The sequence below is a fragment of the Pseudomonas poae genome, assembly GCF_001439785.1.
Lineage (GTDB): Bacteria > Pseudomonadota > Gammaproteobacteria > Pseudomonadales > Pseudomonadaceae > Aquipseudomonas > Aquipseudomonas poae.
In genome coordinates, this window is the sequence record NZ_JYLI01000002.1 from 256,547 (window position 1) to 279,748 (window position 23,202).

Sequence of the window (23,202 nt, forward strand, 5' to 3'; positions counted from 1 at the left end):
ATTGAATGGCCATAGGTCGTACCTGAACATCGCCCCCCGTTCAGGTATCACCATGGCCACGCAAGCAGACGGCAAGACTCCCAACCTGTCGCAGGAAGAGCAGCAGGACGTAGACGAGAACCAGCCGCCTCGCGCGGCGGTGCTGCACGAAATTATCCGCACTCAGGGCGACCAGGAACTGGAGCGCAATGTCGCCGCACTGTGGTGGTCAGCACTGGCCGCCGGCTTGACCATGGGCCTGTCGCTGATGGCCATGGGGTTGCTCAACTCACGCCTGCCGGACGGTGAAGCCTTCAAGGTCATCGCCAGCTTCGGTTATTGCGCAGGCTTCCTGGCGGTGATCCTCGCGCGCCAGCAACTGTTTACCGAAAACACCCTGACCGCCGTGCTGCCGGTGATGAGCAAGCCGACGCTGGCCAATGTCGGCCGGCTGTTGCGCCTGTGGTCGGTGGTGCTGGTGGGCAACCTGTGCGGCACCTTGCTGGTGGCGTATGTGATGCTGCACCTGCCAATCTTTGACGCCAAGACCGACATGGCCTTCCTCGAGATCGGCCGCAAGATCATGGAAAACGACGCGGGTCAGATGTTTGCCAAGGGCATCATCTCGGGCTGGATGATCGCCACCATGGTGTGGATGATTCCGTCGATGGAAAGCGCCAAGATGTGGATCATCATCCTCATCACCTACCTGATGGCGCTGGGCGACTTCACCCACATCGTCGTCGGCTCGGCGGAGGTGTCCTACCTGGTGTTTGCCGGTGAGCTGTCGTGGCATGACTTCTGGCTGGTGTTCGCCGGCCCGACCCTGGCCGGCAATATCATCGGCGGCAGCTTTATTTTTGCCTTGATCAGCCATGCGCAGATCCGCAGCGAAGGCAGCCTGCCCGGCAAACAGGCTGCGGACCCCAGGCATCCGCAGCAGGTGAAGAAGAAGGATCAGTGAGCGTCGGGCGTGGCCTCGGGTTCACCCCGGGTCACGCGCTTGACCAATTTGCCGATGCTCAGCCCCTGCAGCAGGATCGACGACAGCACCACGATATAGGTGATGCTCAACAACAGGTCGCGTTCCGGGCCCAGCGGCAACGCCAGGGCCAAGGCCACTGAAACGCCGCCGCGCAGTCCGCCCCAGGTGAGGATGCGAATGGTGCCGCGTGGCACAGTGCGCCAGCGTCGCAGCAGCAGAATCGCCGGCGCCACGGTGAGCAGGCGCGAGAGCAGGATGGCCACCGCCAGCAAACTGGCCGCAAACACGTGCAGCCAGTTGAACGGCAACAGCAGCAATTCCATACCAATCAGCGCAAACAGCAGCGCGTTGAGCATGTCGTCGAGCAATTCCCAGAAGCCGTCCAGGTAGCGCCGGGTCATGTCGTTCATCGCCAGCTTGCGCCCCAGGTTGCCGATGATCAGGCCGGCCACCACCATCGCAATCGGCGCGCTGACGTGCAATTCGGACGCCATCGCCGAGCCGCCGATCACCAGCGCCAGGGTCAGCATCACTTCGATCTGATGCTGCTCGATGCTCTTGATCATCAGGTACACGAGGTAGCCGATCAGTCCGCCGAACACCACGCCGCCAATCGCCTCATGGGCGAACAGCATTGCGGTGGCGCCCACCGTGGGGGTTTCTCCCAGCTGTGCGATGCCCAACAGCACGGTAAACACCACCACCGCAGTGCCGTCGTTGAACAGCGACTCGCCGACGATGGTGGTCTTCAGCGGCTTCGAGGCGTTGGCGGTACGCAGAACGCCCAGCACCGCAATCGGGTCGGTGGGCGAAATCAACGCGCCGAACAGCAGGCAGTACAGGAAGCTGACGTGCCAGCCGAACAGGGCAAAGATGTAGTAAGCCAGGCTGCCGATCACCACGGTGGCGATCAGTACGCCGAAGGTCGCCAGCAGGCCGATGGGCCAGCGGTAGCTGCGCAGGTCGTTGAGGTTGACGTGCAGGGCGCCGGCGAACAGCAGGAACGAGAGCATCCAGTTCATCAGCAGGTCGCCGAAGTCGATCTGGCCGATGAGCTGCTGGATGCGTTCTTCCAGGCCAGGAAAGCCGAGAAAGCTCAGGCCTTGCAGAATCAGGGAAAACAGCAGCGCAGTGACCATCACGCCGATGGTGGGCGGCAGCCCGATAAACCGATAGTTCACATAGGTGAGCAGGGTGGTGAGGCAAATGAAGGCGGCGACAAGTTCAAGCATCCGGGGTCCTTGGAAGAGAAGCAAAGTGATTGATGGGGCATGGACCGCAATATCAACATGAGGTTGCAGGTCGCCAGGGCGAAAGCGCGATAGAACCTTTCTGCGTGCCATGGCACCTAAGCGATTAGGTGCGATTGGGCATTTTTAGTGCTAGAAGTCTAATCGCTGCATAAAACGACAAAAGGAATTCAGTGATGACGGTAGCGTTCTGGTGTGTATTGATTGCGATTTTTTTGCCTTATTTGTGCACGGGAGTAGCCAAATTCAGCGGCGGCAAGTTCGGCCCACGGCAGAACCACGACCCCCGCGCCTACCTGGACACCCTCGATGGGTTTGCCAAGCGCGCCCACAGTGCGCAACTCAACAGTTTTGAGGTGACACCGGCGTTCGCTGCAGCGGTGATCATCGCGCACCTGGCCGGCACGGCCGAACTGGTGACCATCAATGTGCTGGCGGTGCTGTTTATCACCAGTCGCCTGTTGTACATCATTTGCTACCTGGCGGACTGGGCGATGCTGCGTTCGGTGGTGTGGCTTGTGGGTATGGCGCTGATCGCGAGCTTCTTCTTCGTTTCGATCTGAAGCCTGATGCAAGCCTGCCTGTCTTGGCGGGGCTGATCTGTGGCGAGCGGGCTTGCCCCAATGCCGTTCAGTTAAGCGCAGACTCCCTGTGGCGAGCAGGCTTGTCCTGCGTTGGGCTGCGCAGCAGCCCCACAACCAGGCGCTGAGCCGTATCAGGTACACCGCGTGTTGCTGGATTGGGGGGGGGCGCTTCGCACCCCAACGCGGGGCAAGCCCGCTCGCCACAACAGACCTGCTCTCAACAAAGCCTCAGTTTGTGCTGGGCGATAGCGTTGTCAGGTCCCGGTCGGCGCATCCGGTACGTGCGGCAACGCTACGCCCTTGGGCCAGAGCATCCAGATCTGGCCTTGCTGCTTCATGTTCCCTGCCAACTCACCCGCCGCCTCGCCGGTCCCCCAGAACAGATCTGCACGCACTTCGCCGGTGATTGCGCCGCCGGTGTCCTGCGCGGCCACCGGTCGGGCGATGGGTGAGCCGTCCGGTTTTGTGGTCGACAGCCACAGCAGGCTGCCCAGCGGTATGACCTTGCGGTCCACCGCCACGCTGTAGCCGGCGGTCAGGGGCACATTGAGCGAGCCGCGTGGGCCTTCGTTGCTGTCGGGACGGGCGCTGAAGAAGACGTAGCTGGGGTTGCTTGCCAGCAATTCGGGGATGCGTTGCGGGTTCGCCTTGGCCCAGGCGCTGATGGCGCCCATGGTCACGTCTTCTTTTTTCAGCTCGCCTTGCTCCACCAGCCAGCGTCCAATGGGGCGGTAGGGATAGCCGTTCTGGTCGCCATAGCCGACGCGCAGTTGGCGCCCATCGGCCAGTTGAATGCGCCCGGAACCCTGGATCTGCAGAAATTGCAGGTCCATGGGGTTGGTCAGCCAGGCAATCGGCTTGGCCGTGGAGCCTTGGCTGTTAACGGTGGCCGCATCGTCATAGGGCTTGAGTACGCGGCCTTCAAGGCGCCCGCGCAGGCGCTTGCCCTTGAGTTCGGGGTAGATGCTCTCCAGATTGACGATGATCAGGTCGTCCGGCACACCGTACACCGGCACATGGGCGCTGGCGGTTTCGGTCAGGCTGCCGGGGTAGACCGGCTCGTAATAGCCGGTGATCAAGCCGTTTGCGCTGTCCTGCGCCGAGCGCAGGCCGAACACATCCAAGCGCTCCTTGAGAAAACCGCGCACTGCCACGGCATCGGTGGGCACGCTGGCCGCTGCGGCGCAGGTAGTGCCCCAGACCGGGTCGGCCTTGAGCCGCTGGCAAGCGCTGCGCCAGGATTCGAACCCGGCCAGCAGATCGCTGTCGGACACGGCCGGCAAGGCCTCCCACGGCGCGCCGACATACGTGGCGATGGCGTGCGGCTTGGCAGGCTCTGGTTCAACGGCGACGTTGCCGGTGTCTTTGCCCATGTCGCAGCCGGCCAGCAGCGCGATCATCGGGAGGGCCCACGCCAGGCGGCGGCCCCAGGGTTTAACGGTGACATTCATGCATGCACTTCCTGAAAACGATTTCGCGATCACTGACGGCTGTTATTGGTCGAGCTCTTCCACGGCGTCCTGCAATGCCTTGCGTGACTCGGCGAGCTTGTCCTTGCGCTTGTTGATCTTGTCGGCATCGCCCTTTTTCATCGCCTTGTCGAGATCGGCCTGACGGCGGCTGACTTCGTGCTTGGCGTCGAGCACCTTGTTTTCGCGTTCCTTCTTCAGGGACGCGTCGGTGCAGTTGGCGGTGACTTCACTCAAGGCTTTTTCCAGGCCAGCCTGCTGTGCGCCGTTGCCTTGGGTCTTGGCCTGCTCGATCTGGGTGCTGATGGCCTGGCGCTTGGCGGCGCAGCCGGTGAGTGGGTCGGCTTCTTGCGCGGCCAGCAGCGGCATGGTCATGAAACTGGCGACGGTAAACAGGGCGAAAGGGGCTAGAAATTTCATGTATTACTCCAGGGTCGCAATCGAAGGGGGCTGGCAAGGTTCAAAAGCCGTCTATACCGGCCACCCGTAAAGTTTCAGCCAGACTCAGCACGTGCGGGTCGCGAAAAAAAGCGCTCAGTTGCGCCGCGCGTCCCGGACCGATGCCATCGATGGCGAGCCAGGCCTGGTGGTCTCTGGCGACCAGCGTCTGCCAGTCGCCTTCCAGATTGTTGCGGGCCGCAGGCGGTACGCCCAAGGCTTTGAGCCATTGCGCGAACGGCCGTTGCCGGGCGCTGTGCAGGCTGTCAATGACCCGCGCGCGGCTGCGATCACCGAAGCCGTCAATGTTAGCAAGCTCTGTCGCATCCAGGGTCAACCAATCGAGCAGGCTGGCGATCAGACCTGCCTCGATCAACAGGCTCCAGGTTTCGCGACCCATATGGGGCAGTGCGAGTCCCTGGTTACCGCTTAGCCAGGTCAGGCGTGCGAGTAACTGCTCATCGCACCCCGGGTCCAGTTGCCAGCAACTCAAGGCGTGATAGTGACGCGGGTCGGGTATGGCCAGGTCCTCCCTGTGGGTGCTGCGCAGGATGACCTGATCCAGGTGCGGGATGATCTGGCCGGCCAGGGTGATCGACACCTGGTCGCCAGGGCGTATGTCCAGGGCCTGCCAGCGCTTCAGCGAGCCGGCACTCACCCGGCTGATCTGCCGGTCTTCCAACCGCACCGGTTCGAGTTCCAGTATGGGCGTGATGCGTCCGGTGCGGCCGATCTTGAACTGCACGTCACGCACCAGCGCCAGGGCTTTGGCCGCCGGGTATTTCCAGGCGGCCGCCCAGTAAGGCGGGCTGGCTTTCCAGCGCTCGGCGGGTGCGCGCTGCGCCTGATGCAGCACCACGCCGTCGCTGGCGAAAGGCAGGGGCTGGTTGTACCAATAGGCGCGCCAGTGTGTGGCGTCGGTGATGCTCTGAATGGGACGGCTGTAGCGCAGGGTGTCGGTGAAACCCAAGCGTTCAAGGTTGGTCAGGCGCTCGACGAAGGAGGACGGGCCTTCCGGCCAGGCCCAGACGAACAGGCCGATGCCGGCGGCCTCGGCGTCGCTCAACTGCCGCCGGTTCATCAGGCCGGCCACTTTGCCGCGGTTGTTGAGGCCGCCTTGCGCCGATTGCACGTGGTCGTCGAGGCGCCAGTAGAGTTCGCCCTGCAGCAGCAGGTCGAGGGGCTCCGGCAGTTGCTGGACAATACCGGGGATTCTGCGCGCGGACACCGACCAGTCCTGGCCAAGCAGGCCATCGCCGCGACTGATCACCTGCGTTAAACGGCCTTTGCGGTACAGCAGCGTGACTGCAACGCCGTCGACCTTGGGCTGCACCCATACGTCATGCCGGCTGCCCAGCCAGGCGGCGACTGCCGCTTCGTTGGCCAGCTTTTCCAGACCGGTATGGGCGACCGGATGGCGCAACGTTCCCCGTGCGCTGGCCAATGGCTGATCAGCGACCGTGGTGGTCTGGGGGAAACACTCGCGCCAACTGGCCAAGCGCTGACGGGCCTGATCGTAGAGTTCATCGCTGACGGGCGACTGACCCAGTCGATGGTAGCTGTCGTCCCACAATCGTATCTGTTCAGCCAGGGTACCAACCTGCGTTTGCGCTTGTGGGGGGCAGTCCTGGGCCCATGCTCGACAGGCCAGGGTACAGAGTAAGAGAACAATCGCCAGACGCATGATGAGCATCCTTGCTCGAAAAGGGTCCTCAGCCTAAATGATTCCCCCAGCCACAAAAAAGCCCCGACAGGGCGGGGCTTTTTACCGGGTATTTCCGCTTGCCGAAGTTACAGGCCGGCGGCGGTGCGCAGGTCGTTGGCGCGGTCGGTTTTTTCCCAGGTGAACGTGGTGAAGGTGTCGTCGCCGACAGTCTTCTGCGCAGGGGTACGACCGAAGTGGCCGTAGGCTGCGGTTTCCTGGTACATCGGGTGCAGCAGGTCGAGCATGGTGGTGATCGCGTAAGGGCGCAGGTCAAAGATCTCACGCACCAGCTTGACGATCTTGTCGTCGCTGATCTTGCCGGTGCCAAAGGTATTCAGCGAAATCGACGTAGGCTGGGCCACGCCGATAGCGTAGGAAACCTGGATCTCGCAGCGCTCGGCCAGGCCAGCGGCCACGATGTTCTTGGCCACGTAACGACCGGCGTAGGCGGCCGAACGGTCCACCTTGGACGGGTCTTTGCCCGAAAACGCACCGCCGCCGTGACGGGCCATGCCGCCGTAGCTGTCGACGATGATCTTGCGCCCGGTGAGCCCGCAGTCACCCACCGGGCCGCCGATGATGAACTGGCCGGTCGGGTTAATGTGGAACTGGGTGTCCTTGGTCAGCAACTCGGCCGGCAGCACGTGCTTGACGATCAGCTCCATCACGCCTTCACGCAGGTCGGCGTAGGAAACGTCCGGGTTGTGCTGGGTCGACAGCACCACGGCATCGATGCCGACGACTTTGCCGCCTTCGTAGCGGCAGGTGACCTGAGACTTGGCATCCGGGCGCAGCCACGGCAGCACGCCGGATTTGCGCGCTTCGGCCTGACGCTGCACCAACTGGTGCGAGAAGGTGATCGGCGCCGGCATCAGTACGTCGGTTTCGTTGCTGGCGTAGCCGAACATCAGGCCCTGGTCACCGGCGCCCTGGTCTTCCGGCTTGGCGCGGTCCACGCCCTGGTTGATGTCCGGGGACTGCTTGCCGATGATGTTCATCACGCCGCAGGTGGCGCCGTCGAAGCCAACGTCGGAGCTGTTGTAGCCAATGTCGGTGATCACGTCACGAACGATCTGCTCCAGGTCGACCCAGGCGGTGGTGGTCACTTCGCCTGCGATGATCGCTACACCGGTTTTCACCAGCGTCTCGCACGCCACGCGGGCGAATTTGTCTTCAGCAATGATGGCGTCCAGCACCGCGTCGGAAATCTGGTCGGCGATTTTGTCCGGATGCCCTTCAGACACGGACTCGGAGGTGAAAAGGGAGTATTCGCTCATCTCGATGATTTCCTGATATTTACCGATGGTGAGTGTCGCCAGCCGGTCGCTGAAAATGGCGGACCTGGATCTGGAAACCATTACGTAAACCTACATAGAGGCTTTCCCCGGGAACGAGTCCCGCAGCGGTGGCCCAACGGGCCAGATCGTCCTGTTCAAAACCCAACCAGAGATCACCGCAGGCCTCCCTGGCCCAATTCTGGTTGTGGCTGCATAAATCTGTAACCAGCAGGCTACCGCCGGGGTGCAGCAACCCGGCCATTTGTTTGAGGGCGTCTGCCGGGGCGGCGAAATGGTGCAGGACCATGTTCAGCACCACGCAGTCGGCCTGCAGGGGCGTGTCGCTCAACGCATCAGCCAGTTGCAGGGTGACATTGCCCAGCGCCTCGCGTTCACACAGCTGGCGGGCCAGCTCCAGCATCGCCGGGCTGTTGTCCAGCGCTGTAACCTGCACGAAGCGCCGCGCCAGGTCCGGCAGGAAACCGCCGTCGCCGGGGCCGACTTCCAGTGCGGTGGCCTTGTTACTGAAGCTCAACTTGTCGAGCAGCGCCAATACGCTTTCGCGGTACTGAGGCAGGCCGGCAATCAAGTCCTGCTGGGCACGGAACTTCTCGGCCACCCGTGAGAAAAAATCCTGGCTGGCGGCTGCGCGTTGCCCATGCACTTCGCTGATGCGGGTTTGTACGTCGCCGGGCAGGTGCAGGTTGTCGACTTCTTCGAGCAGGGCGCCGTGCAGCTTGCCGCCGAGCAACTCGGTGTGGGGCAGGGCGCGTCGGTAAAAAATCGCATTGCCTTCGCGGCGTGTGGCCACCAGGTCGGCCTGGGCCAGCACCTTCAGGTGGTGGCTCATGCCGGACTGACCGATGGCGAAGATCCGCGACAGCTCCAATACGCCAAACGAATCGTTGGCCAGCGCGCGCAATACGTTCAGGCGCAACGGATCACCGGCGGCCTTGCACAGGGCGGCCAGCTCATCGCTATCGTCGGGACGCAGGGAAGGCACGGTCATGTTCATAAGGCCAGCAGTCTAGTGACGGGGTGGAGTCCCTGCAAGACCAATATCAAAAAGTTTTGATATTGAGCGATAAGTGGCGGTTATAAGACGCCGTTCTGTCTTCTGAACGAGTGGGTGGCACTGTTCTACAGGGCATTGGTACACCCGCCACAGGAAAAAGGGCCTCAAGTGAGTATCTGTCATTGCCCGCAGGCGGTGGCTGAGGGAAAATGCCGGTCCTTTTTTCGTTTCTTTTATTCATTCTCGATTCAATATCCGCAGGAGAACAGCGATGCCCAGCCGTCGTGAGCGTGCCAACGCCATTCGTGCCCTCAGCATGGATGCCGTGCAAAAAGCCAACAGCGGCCATCCCGGTGCCCCGATGGGCATGGCGGATATCGCCGAGGTACTTTGGCGTGATTACCTGAAACACAACCCGAGCAATCCCTCCTTCGCCGACCGCGACCGCTTCGTGCTGTCCAACGGCCACGGCTCGATGCTGATCTATTCGCTGCTGCACCTGACCGGCTACGACGTCACCATCGACGACCTCAAGAGCTTCCGCCAGTTGCACAGCCGCACCCCGGGTCACCCGGAATTCGGCTACACCCCGGGCGTGGAGACCACCACCGGTCCCCTGGGCCAGGGCCTGGCCAACGCCGTGGGTTTTGCGCTGGCTGAAAAAGTCCTGGGCGCGCAGTTCAACCGTCCTGGCCATGACATCGTCGATCACCACACCTATGTGTTCCTGGGTGATGGCTGCATGATGGAAGGCATTTCCCACGAAGTCGCTTCCCTGGCCGGCACCTTGGGCCTGGGCAAGCTGATTGCCTTCTACGATGACAACGGCATCTCCATCGACGGCGAAGTCGAAGGCTGGTTCACCGATGACACGCCTAAACGTTTCGAAGCCTACAACTGGCAGGTGATCCGCAACGTCGACGGCCACGATCCGGAAGAAATCAAGACTGCCATCGACACCGCGCGCAAGAGCGTGCAGCCGACCCTGATCTGCTGCAAGACCACCATCGGCTTCGGCTCGCCGAACAAGCAGGGCAAGGAAGACTGCCACGGCGCCCCTCTGGGTGACGCGGAAATCGCCCTGACCCGCGAAGCGCTGAAGTGGAACTACGGCCCGTTCGAAATTCCGGCCGACATTGCCGCCGAATGGGACGCGAAGGAAAAAGGCCTGGCTGCTGAAGCCGAGTGGGATCAGCGTTTTGCAGCCTACTCCGCCGAATTCCCGGAGTTGGCCAACGAACTGGTGCGTCGCCTGGCCGGTGACCTGCCTGCCGATTTCTCGGAAAAAGCCTCGGCCTACATCGCCGAAGTCGCGGCCAAGGGCGAAACCATCGCCAGCCGTAAAGCCAGCCAGAACACCCTGAACGCCTTTGGCCCGCTGCTGCCCGAGATCCTCGGCGGTTCGGCCGACCTGGCCGGTTCCAACCTGACCCTGTGGAAAGGCTGCAAAGGCGTGTCGGCCGAAGACGCCAGCGGCAACTACATGTACTACGGTGTGCGCGAGTTCGGCATGAGCGCCATCATGAACGGTGTGTCCCTGCACGGCGGCCTGGTGCCTTACGGCGCCACCTTCCTGATGTTCATGGAATACGCGCGCAACGCCGTGCGCATGGCCGCGCTGATGAAAAAGCGCGTGATCCATGTGTACACCCACGACTCCATCGGCCTGGGCGAAGATGGCCCGACGCACCAGCCGGTCGAGCAACTGACCAGCCTGCGCACCACGCCGAACCTGGATTGCTGGCGCCCAGCCGACGCGGTGGAATCCGCCGTGGCCTGGAAGCATGCCATCGAGCGCAAGGACGGCCCTTCGGCGCTGATCTTCTCGCGTCAGAACCTGCAGCATCAGGTGCGTACCGACGCGCAGATCGCCGACATCAGCCGTGGCGGTTATGTGCTCAAGGACTGCATCGGCGAGCCCGAGCTGATTCTGATCTCCACCGGTTCCGAAGTGGGCCTGACCGTGCAGGCCTATGACAAGCTGACCGCGCAAGGCCGCAACGTACGCGTTGTGTCCATGCCGTGCACCAGCGTGTTCGAAGCCCAGGACGCCGGCTACAAGCAATCGGTTTTGCCGTTGCAGGTCAGCGCGCGTATCGCCGTTGAAGCGGCACACGCCGACTACTGGTACAAGTACGTGGGCCTGGAAGGCCGCGTGATCGGCATGACCACCTACGGTGAGTCGGCGCCGGCGCCTGCGTTGTTCGAAGAGTTCGGCTTCACCCTGGAAAACATCCTGGGTCAGGCTGAAGAGCTGCTGGAAGACTAAGTCAGTCTGCGTTGTCTGTACTGGCGCTATCGCGGGCAAGCCCGCTCCCACAGGTGGATTGCGGTCTACTGTGGGAGCGGGCTTGCCCGCGATGGCGATGGTGCATTCAACACCGAACTAACCTTGATCGAGAACCCCATGGCCCCACCGCGTCCCTACAAAGTTGCACTCAACGGCTACGGCCGCATTGGTCGTTGCGTCTTGCGTGCGCTGTTCGAGCGAGGGGCGGCAGCCGGGTTTGAGATTGTCGCGATCAACGATCTGGCCGACATGGCCAGCATCGAGTACCTGACACGCTTTGACTCCACCCACGGCCGCTTCCCAGGCGAAGTGCGGGTTGAAGACGATTGTCTGCATATCAATGGCAACTGCGTGCAAGTGCTGCGCAGTGCCACCCCCGAAGGCATCGACTGGAAGTCACTGGGCGTCGACCTGGTGCTGGAATGTTCCGGTGTCTATAACACTCGCGCCGACGGCCAGCGTTTTCTCGACGCCGGTGCGCCGCGTGTACTGTTTTCCCAGCCGATGGCCAGCGAGGCGGATGTCGACGCCACCATCGTCTACGGCATCAACCAGGACTGCCTGACCGGCGCCGAGCTGCTGGTGTCCAACGCGTCCTGCACCACCAACTGCAGCGTGCCGCTGTTGCGCCTGCTGCACCAGTCCATCGGCATCGATTACGTGTCGATCACCACCATTCACTCGGCGATGAACGACCAGCCGGTGATTGACGCCTATCATCATGAAGACCTGCGCCGCACGCGCTCGGCGTTCCAGTCGGTGATCCCGGTGTCCACCGGCCTGGCCCGTGGCATCGAGCGATTGCTGCCGGAACTTGCCGGACGAATCCAGGCCAAAGCCGTACGGGTGCCGACGGTGAACGTGTCTTGCCTGGACATCACCCTGCAGAGCATCAGCGATACCGATGCGCTGGAGGTCAACCGGATACTGCGCGACGCTGCCACCCGCGGCCCGCTCAAAGGCCTGCTGGCCTACACCGAGTTGCCCCATGCCAGTTGTGATTTCAACCACGACCCGCATTCGGCGATTGTCGACGCCAGCCAGACTCGCGTCTCCGGCCCACGGCTGGTGAACATCCTGGCCTGGTTCGACAACGAATGGGGCTTTGCCAACCGCATGCTCGACGTCGCCCAGCACTACCTGCAAGTGGCCTCACCCCAACAACCTCAACAGTAATTCAGGAACTGCGACCCATGACCGTGTTGAAGATGACCGACCTCGATCTGCAAGGTAAGCGCGTACTGATTCGCGAAGACCTCAACGTCCCCGTCAAGGACGGTGTAGTCACCAGCGATGCGCGAATCCTGGCCTCGCTGCCGACCATCAAGCTGGCTCTGGAAAAAGGTGCGGCCGTGATGGTCTGCTCCCACTTGGGTCGCCCGACCGAAGGTGAGTTCTCGGCTGAAAACAGCCTCAAGCCGGTGGCGCAATACCTGAGCAAGGCCCTGGGTCGTGACGTGCCGCTGGTGGCCGATTATCTGGATGGCGTCGAGGTGAAAGCCGGCGACATCGTGCTGTTCGAGAACGTGCGCTTCAACAAGGGCGAGAAAAAGAACAGCGACGAACTGGCCCGGCAATACGCGGGCCTGTGCGACGTGTTCGTGATGGACGCTTTCGGCACCGCCCACCGCGCCGAAGGGTCGACCCACGGCGTGGCCAAGTTCGCTAAGGTTGCCGCTGCCGGCCCATTGCTGGCGGCTGAACTGGATGCACTGGGCAAGGCGCTGGGCGCGCCGGCACAGCCGATGGCGGCCATCGTGGCTGGCTCGAAAGTGTCCACCAAGCTGGACGTACTCAACAGCCTCAGCCAGATCTGCAACCAGTTGATCGTCGGCGGTGGCATCGCCAACACGTTCCTCGCCGCAGCCGGCCACCCGGTGGGCAAGTCCCTGTACGAGCCGGACCTGCTGGACACCGCCCGCGCCATTGCCGCCAAGGTCAGCGTGCCATTGCCGGTCGATGTGGTCGTTGCCAAGGAGTTCGCGGAAAGCGCCGAGGCCACCGTCAAACTCATCGCCGACGTTGCCGATGACGACATGATTCTGGATATCGGCCCGCAAACCGCAGCCAACTTTGCTGAACTGCTGAAGGCGTCCCGCACCATTCTGTGGAACGGCCCGGTCGGCGTGTTCGAATTCGACCAGTTCGGCAACGGCACCAAAGTGCTGGCCAAGGCCATCGCCGACAGCTCGGCATTCTCCATCGCCGGTGGTGGCGACACTTTGGCGGCCATCGATAAATATGGCGTTGCTGATCAGATCTCCTACATTTCCACCGGTGGCGGCGCGTTCCTTGAGTTCGTCGAGGGCAAAGTCCTGCCGGCCGTGGAAGTGCTGGAAAGCCGGGCCAAGGGCTGAGCCCCGTCATGATCCGGAAAAGGAGCATTCCCATGATCAAGTCGTTGGCACTGGTGATCGCAGCGGGCCTGCTGGCCGGCTGCGGCAGCACGCCCAGCGCGCCGCCTGCGCCCGAAAAGGCAGATGCGCCGCAGAACAAGAGCTGCTACCAGGCCGACTGGCAAGCCGAGACCATGCCGGTGATCAACAAGCGCATCGGCAACGAACGGCTGGAGAAATATGACGCCGCGCCCAACGGTCAGGAACAGGGTTGCCCTTGATGGGTCTGATCAACTGGCGGCCGTTGGCCGCCCTGCGAGGATTGGCAATGAAAGGCGTTTTCGCCCTGGCGGCAGTGGCCCTATTGGGCGGTTGCAGCAGCATGAACATGTTCAGCAAGGCTGAGCCGGCTGACAAGTGGACGACCTGGACGTGCGACAGCAAGGCCGAGGTGAACTGGCGCTTTGCCAATGCGGCCCGCTCCGAAGTGGATGTACGCCTCGGCGGTTCGGACCAGGTCTATCGCCTAAAGCAAGAGGTTGCTGCCTCGGGTGTGCTGTATAGCGACGGCCAATTGGCGTTTCACACAAAAGGTGAGGAAGGCCTGGTTTACTGGGTCGCCACCGATGATTTGATTGGGCGCGGCTGTAAGGCGCAGTAAGAACACGATCTCAAGATAAATGAGATCCAAGTGTGGGAGCAGGTAAGCCAGCTCCCACATTGATCCGGTTCCAAAGTGACTTATGTGTGAGCCGGACATTGCAATAACGATTCAGCAGATCAAGCTTAACCCCTTGATCTGCAATAACTTGAATAGCAGCCGCCGCTACGGCAGGCTTGCACGATTAACGACCCTCTACCGGGAGAGACAACACAATGGCACTTATCAGCATGCGTCAAATGCTGGACCACGCAGCCGAGTTCGGCTATGGCGTCCCAGCCTTTAACGTCAACAACCTTGAGCAGATGCGCGCCATCATGGAAGCCGCTGACAAGACCGACTCCCCCGTGATCGTCCAGGCGTCGGCCGGTGCCCGCAAATACGCCGGTGCGCCGTTCCTGCGTCACCTGATCCTCGCCGCTATCGAAGAATTCCCGCACATCCCGGTGTGCATGCACCAGGACCATGGCACCAGCCCTGACGTGTGCCAGCGCTCCATCCAACTGGGCTTCAGCTCGGTCATGATGGACGGCTCCCTCGGCGAAGACGGCAAGACCCCCACTGACTACGAGTACAACGTACGCGTCACCCAGCAAACCGTGGCCATGGCTCACGCCTGCGGCGTTTCGGTGGAAGGCGAGCTGGGTTGCCTGGGGTCGCTTGAAACCGGCATGGCCGGCGAAGAAGACGGCATTGGCGCCGAAGGCGTGCTGGATCACAGCCAGATGCTGACCGACCCGGAAGAAGCCGCTGACTTCGTGAAAAAGACCCAGGTCGATGCCCTGGCCATCGCCATCGGCACCAGCCACGGCGCCTACAAGTTCACCAAGCCGCCGACCGGCGACGTACTGGCCATCGACCGCATCAAGGAAATCCACAAGCGCATCCCCAACACCCACCTGGTGATGCACGGTTCTTCCTCCGTGCCCCAGGAGTGGCTGGCGATCATCAACCAGTACGGCGGCGACATCAAAGAAACCTACGGCGTGCCGGTTGAAGAAATTGTTGAAGGCATCAAGCATGGCGTGCGCAAGGTCAACATCGACACCGACCTGCGCCTGGCCTCCACCGGTGCGATGCGTCGCCTGATGGCCACCAACCCGAGCGAATTCGACCCGCGCAAGTTCTTCGGCGCCACCGTGACTGCGATGCGTGATGTGTGCATTGCGCGTTATGAAGCGTTTGGTACGGCGGGCAATGCTTCGAAAATCAAGCCGATTTCGTTGGAAGCGATGTATCAGCGGTATTTGAAGGGTGAGTTGAACGCTAAGGTGAATTGATCCTGAGCGTTGAGTTGATTTAAAAGAAACCCGCCGGAAGGCGGGTTTTTTTGTTTTCCGGATGTGCTTTTCGATAAGCAGCCGCCCAATGTCTTAATGAGGTCGCTGAATGGGCGCTGACGTTGGCTGCCAAGGGGTTAAGTTATTTTATACGCTTGCGGCAGAGATACAGCCATCGTCGCATTTGAGGCGTTTCGTAATTCGAAGCTGAATTCGTAATCTCCGGGAGAGAACGTCGTATTGCGCATATCAAAATTTTTTATTAGATGCTTACCTCCCTGATGTTCCATGTCTTCATAAACAATGCGGTCAGTCAACGGGACGATGGTCAGGATACTGATCGTGTTAGTGGCAAGGTTTTCAAGTCTGAGTTCCAGGGTGTAATTTGCTCTAATGCACCTTGGAAGGTAAGCCTCGATATCAAATACATCTAGCCTGGCAGTCGTTAATATTTTAGGTCGGAGGGCCACTAGAACAGGGCCGGTGTACGGTGTTTTATACTGAGGAAATAGATCGATAACCGCTGATGCAGGAAACGCTGCGTGTGCCGTGATGGGGGTAATGAACATTGATCCTTTCTCTTCTCAGTCGGTTGAGGTAACAGGAATGTCTGCCGTCAGAAACGAGTAATAAGTGTTAGGTTATTAACCGCTTTCAAGAGTGTATGGTTATCGTTGCAGTCAATGACCTGTGAACAATGACAGGTTTCTAGATTTATAAGAAATAGAGAGTGGCGACGCTAGGACTTTTTGTGCTATTCGGATTTGCCTTGAAGCGAATGATCACACGTTTCCAGAATACATGCGGTGGCTGTGAGTTGTAGGTGTTATGAGGCTTGTCAACTGTCAAGGTTGGCAGTTGTTTTCAAGGGTAAGGCTTCTATGATCATCGTTCAACAGACGGCGTTTTTTAAGTAACCGTGTGAGGTGTACGATGCCATTCAAATATAAATTGCTGTCGATATCCCTCGATGTGTATGGTTCGGATTTTTATACGGACAAACTCGAAGATGGAATGGATTTCGATCCTGAGAACACGTTGAACGCTGCAAGCACCCCAAATAACAATACCGATGTGGCAGTTAAGTATTTGGGGGGGATGGGGTTAGTGATGCCCTTCAGTGTATTGCCAGTTAAGCCCGGTGTGGGCGATGAATGGGTTTTTGATGTTATGAATGTCACGACGAATGATCCCGCAGCGGTCTTTAATGCTAAGGGCACAATTGATGCTGGCAGTAAACAGGATGTGCGTGTTTTTTTAAATATGCCGGCGATTAGAACGCTGGGGGCAGGTATGATTGAAATCAATTGTAATTTTAAATCGTATTCTGCTAATGCAGTCTATGTTTTTCAGCCGGGAAGTATAAATTTAATACTGTCTTAGTTTTTGCTATTCATGAATAGCGAGTCGTAAGGGCTAAGGCTGGACAAGGTCCGGTTTTGTGTCCTCCTGCTGGACTGGCAAACGTAAATAACCTCGTGATGCTGGGAAGTGGCTTGGGTGTTCCATTGCTTTTGTAAGTTTAAATCCTCAATGCCTGCAGTCATTTCTATTTTGTCTGACGGTCTTTGAAACGGTGATCTTATCCGGAATGGGTGGTTTAAGGTAGCGGCTACAACGCGTTACGCCCCATTCAATAAAGGAACATTGATGATGAGATTTATCAAAGCTGCTGGCGCAATCATGGCCTTGCTGGCGATGGCTACGGCTGTGCCCGTATTCGCAAAAAATCAGATATTCACGGCGTCTATTGATACAGATGGCACGATTATCACGCAATCACCGCAGTGGATAAAGGAGGTGAAGTTGACTGCCCAACCTGACTATTTTTCAGATTACAAAGTCAGATTTATCCCTGGTACGTTTAAAGAAAAACCGGGTTTCTGCACGGTATCGGTTATTGACGTCAGTTCCAATGATCACATTTTCTACGGTCACGCCAAGCTGGGCAGTGCGCCCGCTATCAATTACGTTAACGTTCTGACCCTCAAGGTAGGTGATAACAAACCCGCAGGTGATTCTTCCATGGGCTTTATGCTGATGTGCAGTGAATAACATGATGTAGGCGCATGATGCCTGTGAAGAAACTCACAGGCATCATGCGCCTTTTTCGCTGGAAGACAATGAGTGGACGTTGTCAACTGTCAAGGTTGACAGTTGCGTTGCCTCGCAGGGCTAATATGATCAATTTGCACTAGGCGAGATCTTGGCCCCGTCGTAATGTGAGGTGCATGATGCCATTCAGATACAAATTGCTTTCGAATGAGCCTGACTATTACTATTCGGACTATTTTCAGGATGAACTCGAAGATTATGCCGGGTTTGATCATAAAGATCCTCTAAACGTTGCATATACTTTATACAATAAACCCTATGCGAGGTTTCAATACCATGGCGGCTTTAGTTTAAGGGTGCCCGTCGGTATGTTGCCCGTTAATCCGCAGGCGGGTGATACATGGAACGTGGATATGCAAAATATAACGACGGGTAATCCTTCGGCCATATTTAATCATATGTCGACGGTGCATCCTGGCACCGCGCCGCAGTATTTTGCCACGGGGGTAAGTATCAGGCCCGGAATGTATACCCTCGGACCGGGAATTATTGAGATTGAGTCTTTTTTTACATCCAACGCCACGAACACTGTTTATGTGTTTCCGACCAAACAACTAACGTTGGTGATGCCGTAGTGATGTAGGGGTGGGGAGGGCAATGTGAGCATCGGACAAGTCCGGTACGCACGGCTGCCTTTTTCAAGAGACATGAGTTAACCAACTGCAATGTGAGGTGCGCGATGCCGTTCAAATACAGAGTGCTCTCGGTTGAGCCCGACGCTTACTATTCGGACTTTTTTGCGGATAAACTTGAGGATCAAGTAGGGTTTGATCCCACCGATAAATCAAACGTGGCCTACACCCTATATAATAAACCCTATGCGACGTTTCAATATTATGGCGGCTTTGGTTTGAAGGTGCCCGTCAGTGTACTGCCGGTTAAGCCACAGGCAGGCGATACATGGGAGGTCAATGTTCAAAATATAACAACAGGCAATCCTTTGGCGGTTTTTAATTATTTATACACGGTAATAGCTGGCACCACCCCGAGTAGCCTGAGGGTGGTCGTGGATATGCCCTCAATGCGCACCCTCGGGCCGGGAGATATTGAGATTAATTCTACCTTTACCTCAATTTCCGCTAATACGATTTATCTTTTTCAACCAAAACAGATAACGTTGGTGGCGCCATAGTGTTGATTTTCTGAAGCGGCGCTACGTGAGCACCGGACATGTCCGGCGCTCACGCGCGAATAGGCTTGGCGTCGCCAGGGGCAAATCAGTTCACTGGTGATCAATATCCAACTTCGCAAATGTCACCCGCGCGCCTTCCTTGCTGTCCCCGCTGTTGTCCTGTACATACACCCCCGCCTTGAAATACAAAGGCTTCGCGCCCCACGCCGCACCGATGCGATCGTTCCATTGCCCATCCGCAGCCTCCACGCTCAGCAGCCCGGCTTTATTGAGGTTGATGACGTAGGTAAAGCTCTTGTCCATCGGCACATTGGTGGCGACGGTGATCACCCGGCTTTCGCCGTCATCCGGGCGCATGCGCACTTTGGCGACGATGTTGCCGCTCTGGGTTTTTTCCTTGAACTGATATTCCAGCTTGATCAGCGGTTTTTGGCTGTCGTAAGCGTGGATCTGACCGATCACGACCTTGCCGCTGGAGGGCACCTGATTCACTTCCAGGGTAGCGCGCAGGAAGTTATCGGCGTCAGGGTAGTTCCAGTTGCGCAGGCGGCCGTCAGCGTAGGTTTCGCGCAGTTCGCTGCGGGGGTAGATGGCATTGTCGGTGCGGGTGCCGGTCACCGGTGTCCAGAATTGCACGTTGCTGCCTTCGGCCTGGAAGTATTGATCCTTGAAGCCGTTCATCAGCTTGGGCGTGTCGATGGTCGAGGGGGGCGAGCCTACCGGAATGCTCAGGTTCCAGGTGGAAAGGTCGATCATGGTGTTGGCCTTTTAAAGAAGGAGAAGGCTTTAGCCCGAGGGCTCCAGAGGTTATTTATAGGCGGTACTCACCAGGTTGTTAATTATTTTGTGGCAAATTTCTGGCGTCAAAGGAATACCAAAAAGCCATGTTCCCGTACGCCGTGGGGTGTAGCGCTCGACCGTTAGTCGGCTTCCCTGGCTTTGGCGCAATGATGGCACCTGCGTCACTTCTGATTTGCAGGTTCCAAGGCTAGAGTGAGGCCTCAGTATTTGTCCGGGTTTTCTGTCGGAAGTGACCGGGTCAGTTCCTAAGGAAGAGACGTAGCATGGAATGCGCTCCACACCACCGCGATGGCAGTTCGGTTCTTCTGGTGGTCGATGATTACCCGGAAAACCTCGTCAGCATGCGCGCGCTGTTGCAGCACGACGACTGGCAGGTGATAACCGCTGATTCCGGGGTGCAAGCGCTGGGACTGTTGTTGGCGCATGACGTCGACCTGGTGCTGCTGGACGTGAAGATGCCTGGCATGGACGGTTTTGAAGTCGCCCGGCTGATGCGCGGCAGCCAGCGCACCTGCATGACGCCGATCATCTTCCTGAGTGCCAACGCGCAGTCACCGGCCTCCGTGCTGGAGGGCTATGCCAGCGGCGGCATCGACTACCTGTTCAAGCCCTTCGACCCGCTTATCCTTAAACCCAAGGTCCAGGCGTTGCTCGACCACCAGCGCAACCGCCGGGCCCTGCAGCGCCTGAGTCATGATCTGGAGCTGGCCCGCGCATTCAACGCCTCGGTGCTCGACAATGCCGCCGAAGGCATCCTGGTGGTGGGCGAAGACGGCGTGATCCAGTACGCCAACCCGGCGATCTCGCGCCTGCTCAATGCCAAGACGGATGAGCTGCAGGGCCAGGAGTTTCTGCGCTTCCTGCAGAAACCCCATGTGCCGGCCTGGCTCGATTCGCAGATGTACGCAGGTTATCGCAGCGGCGAAACCTGGCGCCTGCACGACGCCATCCTGCGCACCAGCCGAGGCCAGCAGGTGCCGGTGGCGCTGTCCTGCGCGCGCCTGCCCGTCGAGCAGAAGGCCATGGTGGTGACGGTGCTGGACATGTCCGAAGTGCGTCACCTGCATCAGCAGCTGGAGTTCCAGGCCGTGACCGACCCGTTGACCGGGCTGTTGAACCGCCGCGGCTTTCAACAGGCGGTGGACAGCATTCTGCTGCGCAGCGAACGCGGTGAGACGTCGCTGGTGCTGCTGTACCTGGACCTTGACGGGTTCAAGCGGGTCAACGATTCGTTGGGTCACGACGCCGGTGATCGGGTGCTGCGCTGGGTGTCCGAGCAGATCAAGGTGTGCCTGGGCTCGTGCAACCTTATCGGGCGCATGGGGGGTGATGAATTCACCGCGTTGCTGGAACTGGAATTCCCGGAGCAGGCGGCCAAGATTTCAGAGCAACTGATCGAGCGGGTATCTGTGTGTCACCAGGTTGACGGTTTGGATGTGATGCTTGGGGTCAGCATCGGCATTGCCACGTTCCCCGATTGTGGCTCTGACCTGAACGGCCTGCTGCGCGCGGCTGACATTGCCATGTACGAAGCCAAGCGCGCGGGGCGTCAGCAGTATCGCTATTACGACCAGGAAATGAACGGCCGCGCACGCTCGCGCCTGATGTTGGAAGACAGCGTGCGCACGGCGATCCACAACAAGGAATTTACGCTGGTATACCAGCCTCAGGTGTCGCTGGACGACGGTCGTCTGCGCGGCGTTGAAGCGCTGTTGCGCTGGCAGCACCCGAGCGTCGGCGACGTGCCGCCGGGGCTGTTCCTGCCGCTGCTGGAAGAGGCGCGGCTGATCAGCCAGTTGAGCGCCTGGATTTACCAGCATGTCGCCGCGCAACGCCAGGCCTGGCATACCTGCTTCGACGATGAACTGGTGCTGAGCGTGAGCCTGAGCGGCAGTCAGTTCAATATGCCCAACTTGGCGACCCAGTTGCAGCAGGTCCTTGACCGACATGGGTTGCATGGCCGTCAGTTGGAGGTGGAAATCAGCGAAGACAGTCTGATGAGCAACCTTGAAGAGTCCATCAAGCAGCTCAAGCTGTTGCGCCGCATCGGTGTACGGATTGCCCTGGACGATTTCGGTTTAGGCAACTGTTCACTCGCCCACCTGCGCGACCTGGCGTTCGACACCCTGAAGCTGGACCCGCAATTGGTCGCCCGGCTGCCGGAGTCGGCACGAGATGCGGCGATGGCCCGCAGCATCATCGAGTTGTGCGCGCATTTCGACGTGCTGGTGGTGGCCGAGGGCGTTGACACCCAGGCGCAGGCCGATTGGCTCAAGGCCAATGGCTGCCGGTTCATTCAGGGCGCATGGGCATCCAAGCCCTTGATGGCCGACGAGATCGTCGACTGGGCACGCGCCTGCCAACGTTGAATTCGCTACACTGGCGCCCATTCCAAGCCTGTTGCAGACCTCAATGACCACCCTGAAATACCTCCAGGCCTACCCTGCGGCCCTCCAGGAACAAGTCCGCCAATTGATCGCCAGGGATCAGTTGAGCGCCTACCTCGAGCAACGCTATCCCGAACGCCACGCCGTGCAGAGCGACAAGGCGCTGTATGCGTACGCCCTGGCGCTCAAGCAGGAACACCTGCGCAATGCGCCAGCCATCGACAAGGTGCTGTTCGACAACCGTCTGGATCTCACGCACCGTGCCCTCGGCCTGCACACCACCATTTCGCGGGTGCAGGGCGGTAACCTCAAGTCCAAGAAAGAGATCCGCATCGCTGCGTTGTTCAAAGAGGCGGCGCCGGAATTTCTACGCATGATCGTGGTGCACGAGCTGGCGCACTTCAAGGAATCGGACCACAACAAGGCGTTCTACAAACTCTGCGAATACATGATGCCGGGCTACCATCAGGTGGAATTCGACCTGCGGGTGTACCTCACCTGGCGCGACTTGCAGGGCAAGCCCTAACCACAAGGCAACCGACCATGGACGTAAGCAAGACCAAGAGCAGTTTCTACCGCCGCTTGTACGTGGCCTACCTGATCGACAGCGGGCAGGCCAGCAGCGTGCCGGCGTTGACCGAGGTGACGGGCATGCCCCGGCGCACGGCTCAGGACACGATCGCGGCGTTGGCGGATTTGGATATTGTGTGTGAGTTCGAGCAGCAAGACGGCGCCCGTAACCACGCGGGGTGCTATCGGGTGCGCAGTTGGGGGGCGATAGACCGTAAGTGGATTGAAGCAAATCTGGCATCGATCAAGCGGGTGTTGGGGTATCCCTGAAGCCGGCGGTGGTTGGGCTCCCGATAGCGCCCTCAAGCACGGCGCATACCCCGATGTGGAATTCCATCCTCCAGATACTGCTCTCCCTCTGCCACAAACCCATACCGCCCGTAATACCCCTGCAAATGCGCCTGGGCCGACAGGTAAATCGGTGTATCCGGCCAGATATGCTCAATCTGCCTGAGCGTCTCCTTCATCATCTGGTGCCCCAGTCCCGTACCGCGCGCCGAGGGCGCCACGATCACCCGACCGATGACCACATCGCCGCCCTGTAGCTGCGGATCAAGCAGGCGCAGATAAGCCATCAGTTCATCGTCTTTCCAGGCCATCAGATGGTGGGTGTCCCCGTCCAGGTCCTGTCCGTCGATGTCCTGGTAAACGCACTGCTGCTCAACGACGAACACTTCGCAACGCAGGCGCAGGATGGCGTACAGCTGCTCCTTGCCCAGGTCGGTGTGATGCTTGCAGAGCCAATCCACTGTCATGGTGAAATCCCGATAAATGCCTGCGACCGATAGTAAGCGCGGCGCGGGTTTGTGTCTAAAGGGTCTTTTTTTGTGAGTGACCTCAATTTGCCATCTTTGTCTGCATGCACCACCGCCTGGTTTGTGTAATCTGAGCTACTGTTACAACCTCAGGACTGCCCTGAGCCAAGGCC

Annotated in this window: 24 protein-coding genes; 15 read left to right on the forward strand and 9 right to left on the reverse strand. The window is 59.4% G+C overall.

Annotated features, from left to right (window positions below; translation table 11 throughout):
* Window positions 1–52 precede the first annotated feature (52 nt).
* Window positions 53–943 (forward strand): formate/nitrite transporter family protein, encoded by an 891-nt coding sequence (locus TU75_RS02880; RefSeq protein WP_003234537.1) that lies wholly within the window; start codon window positions 53–55, stop codon window positions 941–943.
* On the opposite strand, the gene TU75_RS02885 is transcribed toward TU75_RS02880, so the two are convergent.
* Entirely contained in the window at window positions 937–2,196 is a 1,260-nt protein-coding gene (locus TU75_RS02885) for a cation:proton antiporter (protein WP_057006562.1), read from the reverse strand. The genes TU75_RS02880 and TU75_RS02885 overlap by 7 nt on opposite strands.
* A gap of 194 nt (window positions 2,197–2,390) precedes the next feature.
* Here TU75_RS02885 and TU75_RS02890 point away from each other — a divergent pair, with 194 nt between their 5' ends.
* Complete coding sequence (locus tag TU75_RS02890; RefSeq protein ID WP_003234534.1) at window positions 2,391–2,777, forward strand: MAPEG family protein; 387 nt, start codon at window positions 2,391–2,393, stop codon at window positions 2,775–2,777.
* Between the two features lie 275 nt (window positions 2,778–3,052).
* Here TU75_RS02890 and mltA read toward each other — a convergent pair whose 3' ends face one another.
* The 5 genes from mltA to TU75_RS02915 all read right to left on the reverse strand — a co-directional run bounded on the left by mltA (window position 3,053) and on the right by TU75_RS02915 (window position 8,702).
* Complete coding sequence (gene mltA, locus TU75_RS02895) at window positions 3,053–4,249, reverse strand: murein transglycosylase A (protein ID WP_003234532.1); 1,197 nt, start codon at window positions 4,247–4,249, stop codon at window positions 3,053–3,055.
* A 42-nt stretch (window positions 4,250–4,291) separates the two neighbouring features.
* Window positions 4,292–4,687, reverse strand: a complete 396-nt coding sequence (locus TU75_RS02900; protein WP_003234530.1) for a DUF1090 domain-containing protein — start codon at window positions 4,685–4,687, stop codon at window positions 4,292–4,294.
* A 40-nt stretch (window positions 4,688–4,727) separates the two neighbouring features.
* The gene (gene ligB / locus TU75_RS02905) at window positions 4,728–6,389 is read right to left on the reverse strand and encodes an NAD-dependent DNA ligase LigB (protein ID WP_082630274.1); all 1,662 of its coding nucleotides are present in this window, start codon (window positions 6,387–6,389) and stop codon (window positions 4,728–4,730) included.
* Window positions 6,390–6,496: 107 nt separating this feature from the next.
* Window positions 6,497–7,687 (reverse strand): methionine adenosyltransferase, encoded by a 1,191-nt coding sequence (metK, locus tag TU75_RS02910; RefSeq protein WP_060548155.1) that lies wholly within the window; start codon window positions 7,685–7,687, stop codon window positions 6,497–6,499.
* Window positions 7,688–7,706: 19 nt separating this feature from the next.
* Window positions 7,707–8,702 (reverse strand): ArsR/SmtB family transcription factor, encoded by a 996-nt coding sequence (locus tag TU75_RS02915; RefSeq protein ID WP_015373162.1) that lies wholly within the window; start codon window positions 8,700–8,702, stop codon window positions 7,707–7,709.
* A gap of 271 nt (window positions 8,703–8,973) precedes the next feature.
* Here TU75_RS02915 and tkt point away from each other — a divergent pair, with 271 nt between their 5' ends.
* The 6 genes from tkt to fba all read left to right on the forward strand — a co-directional run bounded on the left by tkt (window position 8,974) and on the right by fba (window position 15,269).
* Entirely contained in the window at window positions 8,974–10,971 is a 1,998-nt protein-coding gene (gene tkt / locus TU75_RS02920; RefSeq protein ID WP_003234522.1) for a transketolase, read from the forward strand.
* A gap of 138 nt (window positions 10,972–11,109) precedes the next feature.
* The gene (epd, locus tag TU75_RS02925; RefSeq protein ID WP_060548156.1) at window positions 11,110–12,168 is read left to right on the forward strand and encodes an erythrose-4-phosphate dehydrogenase; all 1,059 of its coding nucleotides are present in this window, start codon (window positions 11,110–11,112) and stop codon (window positions 12,166–12,168) included.
* A 17-nt stretch (window positions 12,169–12,185) separates the two neighbouring features.
* Complete coding sequence (locus TU75_RS02930) at window positions 12,186–13,349, forward strand: phosphoglycerate kinase (RefSeq protein WP_060548157.1); 1,164 nt, start codon at window positions 12,186–12,188, stop codon at window positions 13,347–13,349.
* Window positions 13,350–13,381: 32 nt separating this feature from the next.
* Entirely contained in the window at window positions 13,382–13,609 is a 228-nt protein-coding gene (locus TU75_RS02935) for a hypothetical protein (RefSeq protein WP_003234516.1), read from the forward strand.
* Between the two features lie 47 nt (window positions 13,610–13,656).
* A complete protein-coding gene (locus tag TU75_RS02940) occupies window positions 13,657–13,989 on the forward strand; it encodes an MliC family protein (protein ID WP_015373160.1) in 333 nt (110 codons plus the stop codon).
* A gap of 215 nt (window positions 13,990–14,204) precedes the next feature.
* Window positions 14,205–15,269 carry a class II fructose-bisphosphate aldolase gene (gene fba / locus TU75_RS02945; protein ID WP_003234513.1) on the forward strand — a complete coding sequence of 355 codons (1,065 nt, stop codon included), beginning with the start codon at window positions 14,205–14,207 and terminating at the stop codon, window positions 15,267–15,269.
* 137 nt (window positions 15,270–15,406) lie between these two features.
* Here the strand turns inward: fba and TU75_RS02950 are convergent, their stop codons facing one another.
* Window positions 15,407–15,838: a hypothetical protein gene (locus TU75_RS02950; protein ID WP_015373158.1), complete on the reverse strand. Its 432-nt coding sequence runs from the start codon at window positions 15,836–15,838 to the stop codon at window positions 15,407–15,409.
* A 364-nt stretch (window positions 15,839–16,202) separates the two neighbouring features.
* On the opposite strand from TU75_RS02950, the gene TU75_RS02955 reads away from it, so the two are divergent.
* The 4 genes from TU75_RS02955 (at window position 16,203) to TU75_RS02970 (ending at window position 18,516) form a co-directional block, all read left to right on the forward strand.
* Window positions 16,203–16,652 (forward strand): hypothetical protein, encoded by a 450-nt coding sequence (locus TU75_RS02955; protein ID WP_060548158.1) that lies wholly within the window; start codon window positions 16,203–16,205, stop codon window positions 16,650–16,652.
* 270 nt (window positions 16,653–16,922) lie between these two features.
* Window positions 16,923–17,324: a hypothetical protein gene (locus TU75_RS02960; protein WP_060548230.1), complete on the forward strand. Its 402-nt coding sequence runs from the start codon at window positions 16,923–16,925 to the stop codon at window positions 17,322–17,324.
* A 176-nt stretch (window positions 17,325–17,500) separates the two neighbouring features.
* Complete coding sequence (locus TU75_RS02965; protein WP_060548159.1) at window positions 17,501–17,959, forward strand: hypothetical protein; 459 nt, start codon at window positions 17,501–17,503, stop codon at window positions 17,957–17,959.
* A gap of 104 nt (window positions 17,960–18,063) precedes the next feature.
* Complete coding sequence (locus tag TU75_RS02970; protein WP_060548160.1) at window positions 18,064–18,516, forward strand: hypothetical protein; 453 nt, start codon at window positions 18,064–18,066, stop codon at window positions 18,514–18,516.
* A gap of 90 nt (window positions 18,517–18,606) precedes the next feature.
* Here the strand turns inward: TU75_RS02970 and TU75_RS02975 are convergent, their stop codons facing one another.
* Complete coding sequence (locus TU75_RS02975; RefSeq protein WP_003234508.1) at window positions 18,607–19,272, reverse strand: polysaccharide lyase family 7 protein; 666 nt, start codon at window positions 19,270–19,272, stop codon at window positions 18,607–18,609.
* Between the two features lie 308 nt (window positions 19,273–19,580).
* Between TU75_RS02975 and TU75_RS02980 the strand changes: the two genes are divergently transcribed.
* From TU75_RS02980 to TU75_RS02990, 3 genes are read left to right on the forward strand one after another with little or no spacing between them, the layout of a single operon-like run.
* Window positions 19,581–21,686: a putative bifunctional diguanylate cyclase/phosphodiesterase gene (locus TU75_RS02980; RefSeq protein WP_015373155.1), complete on the forward strand. Its 2,106-nt coding sequence runs from the start codon at window positions 19,581–19,583 to the stop codon at window positions 21,684–21,686.
* Window positions 21,687–21,729: 43 nt separating this feature from the next.
* Complete coding sequence (locus TU75_RS02985; RefSeq protein WP_003234503.1) at window positions 21,730–22,230, forward strand: M48 metallopeptidase family protein; 501 nt, start codon at window positions 21,730–21,732, stop codon at window positions 22,228–22,230.
* 17 nt (window positions 22,231–22,247) lie between these two features.
* Window positions 22,248–22,544, forward strand: a complete 297-nt coding sequence (locus TU75_RS02990) for a winged helix-turn-helix domain-containing protein (RefSeq protein ID WP_060548161.1) — start codon at window positions 22,248–22,250, stop codon at window positions 22,542–22,544.
* Between the two features lie 32 nt (window positions 22,545–22,576).
* Here the strand turns inward: TU75_RS02990 and TU75_RS02995 are convergent, their stop codons facing one another.
* A complete protein-coding gene (locus tag TU75_RS02995; RefSeq protein WP_060548162.1) occupies window positions 22,577–23,029 on the reverse strand; it encodes a GNAT family N-acetyltransferase in 453 nt (150 codons plus the stop codon).
* Window positions 23,030–23,202 lie beyond the last annotated feature (173 nt).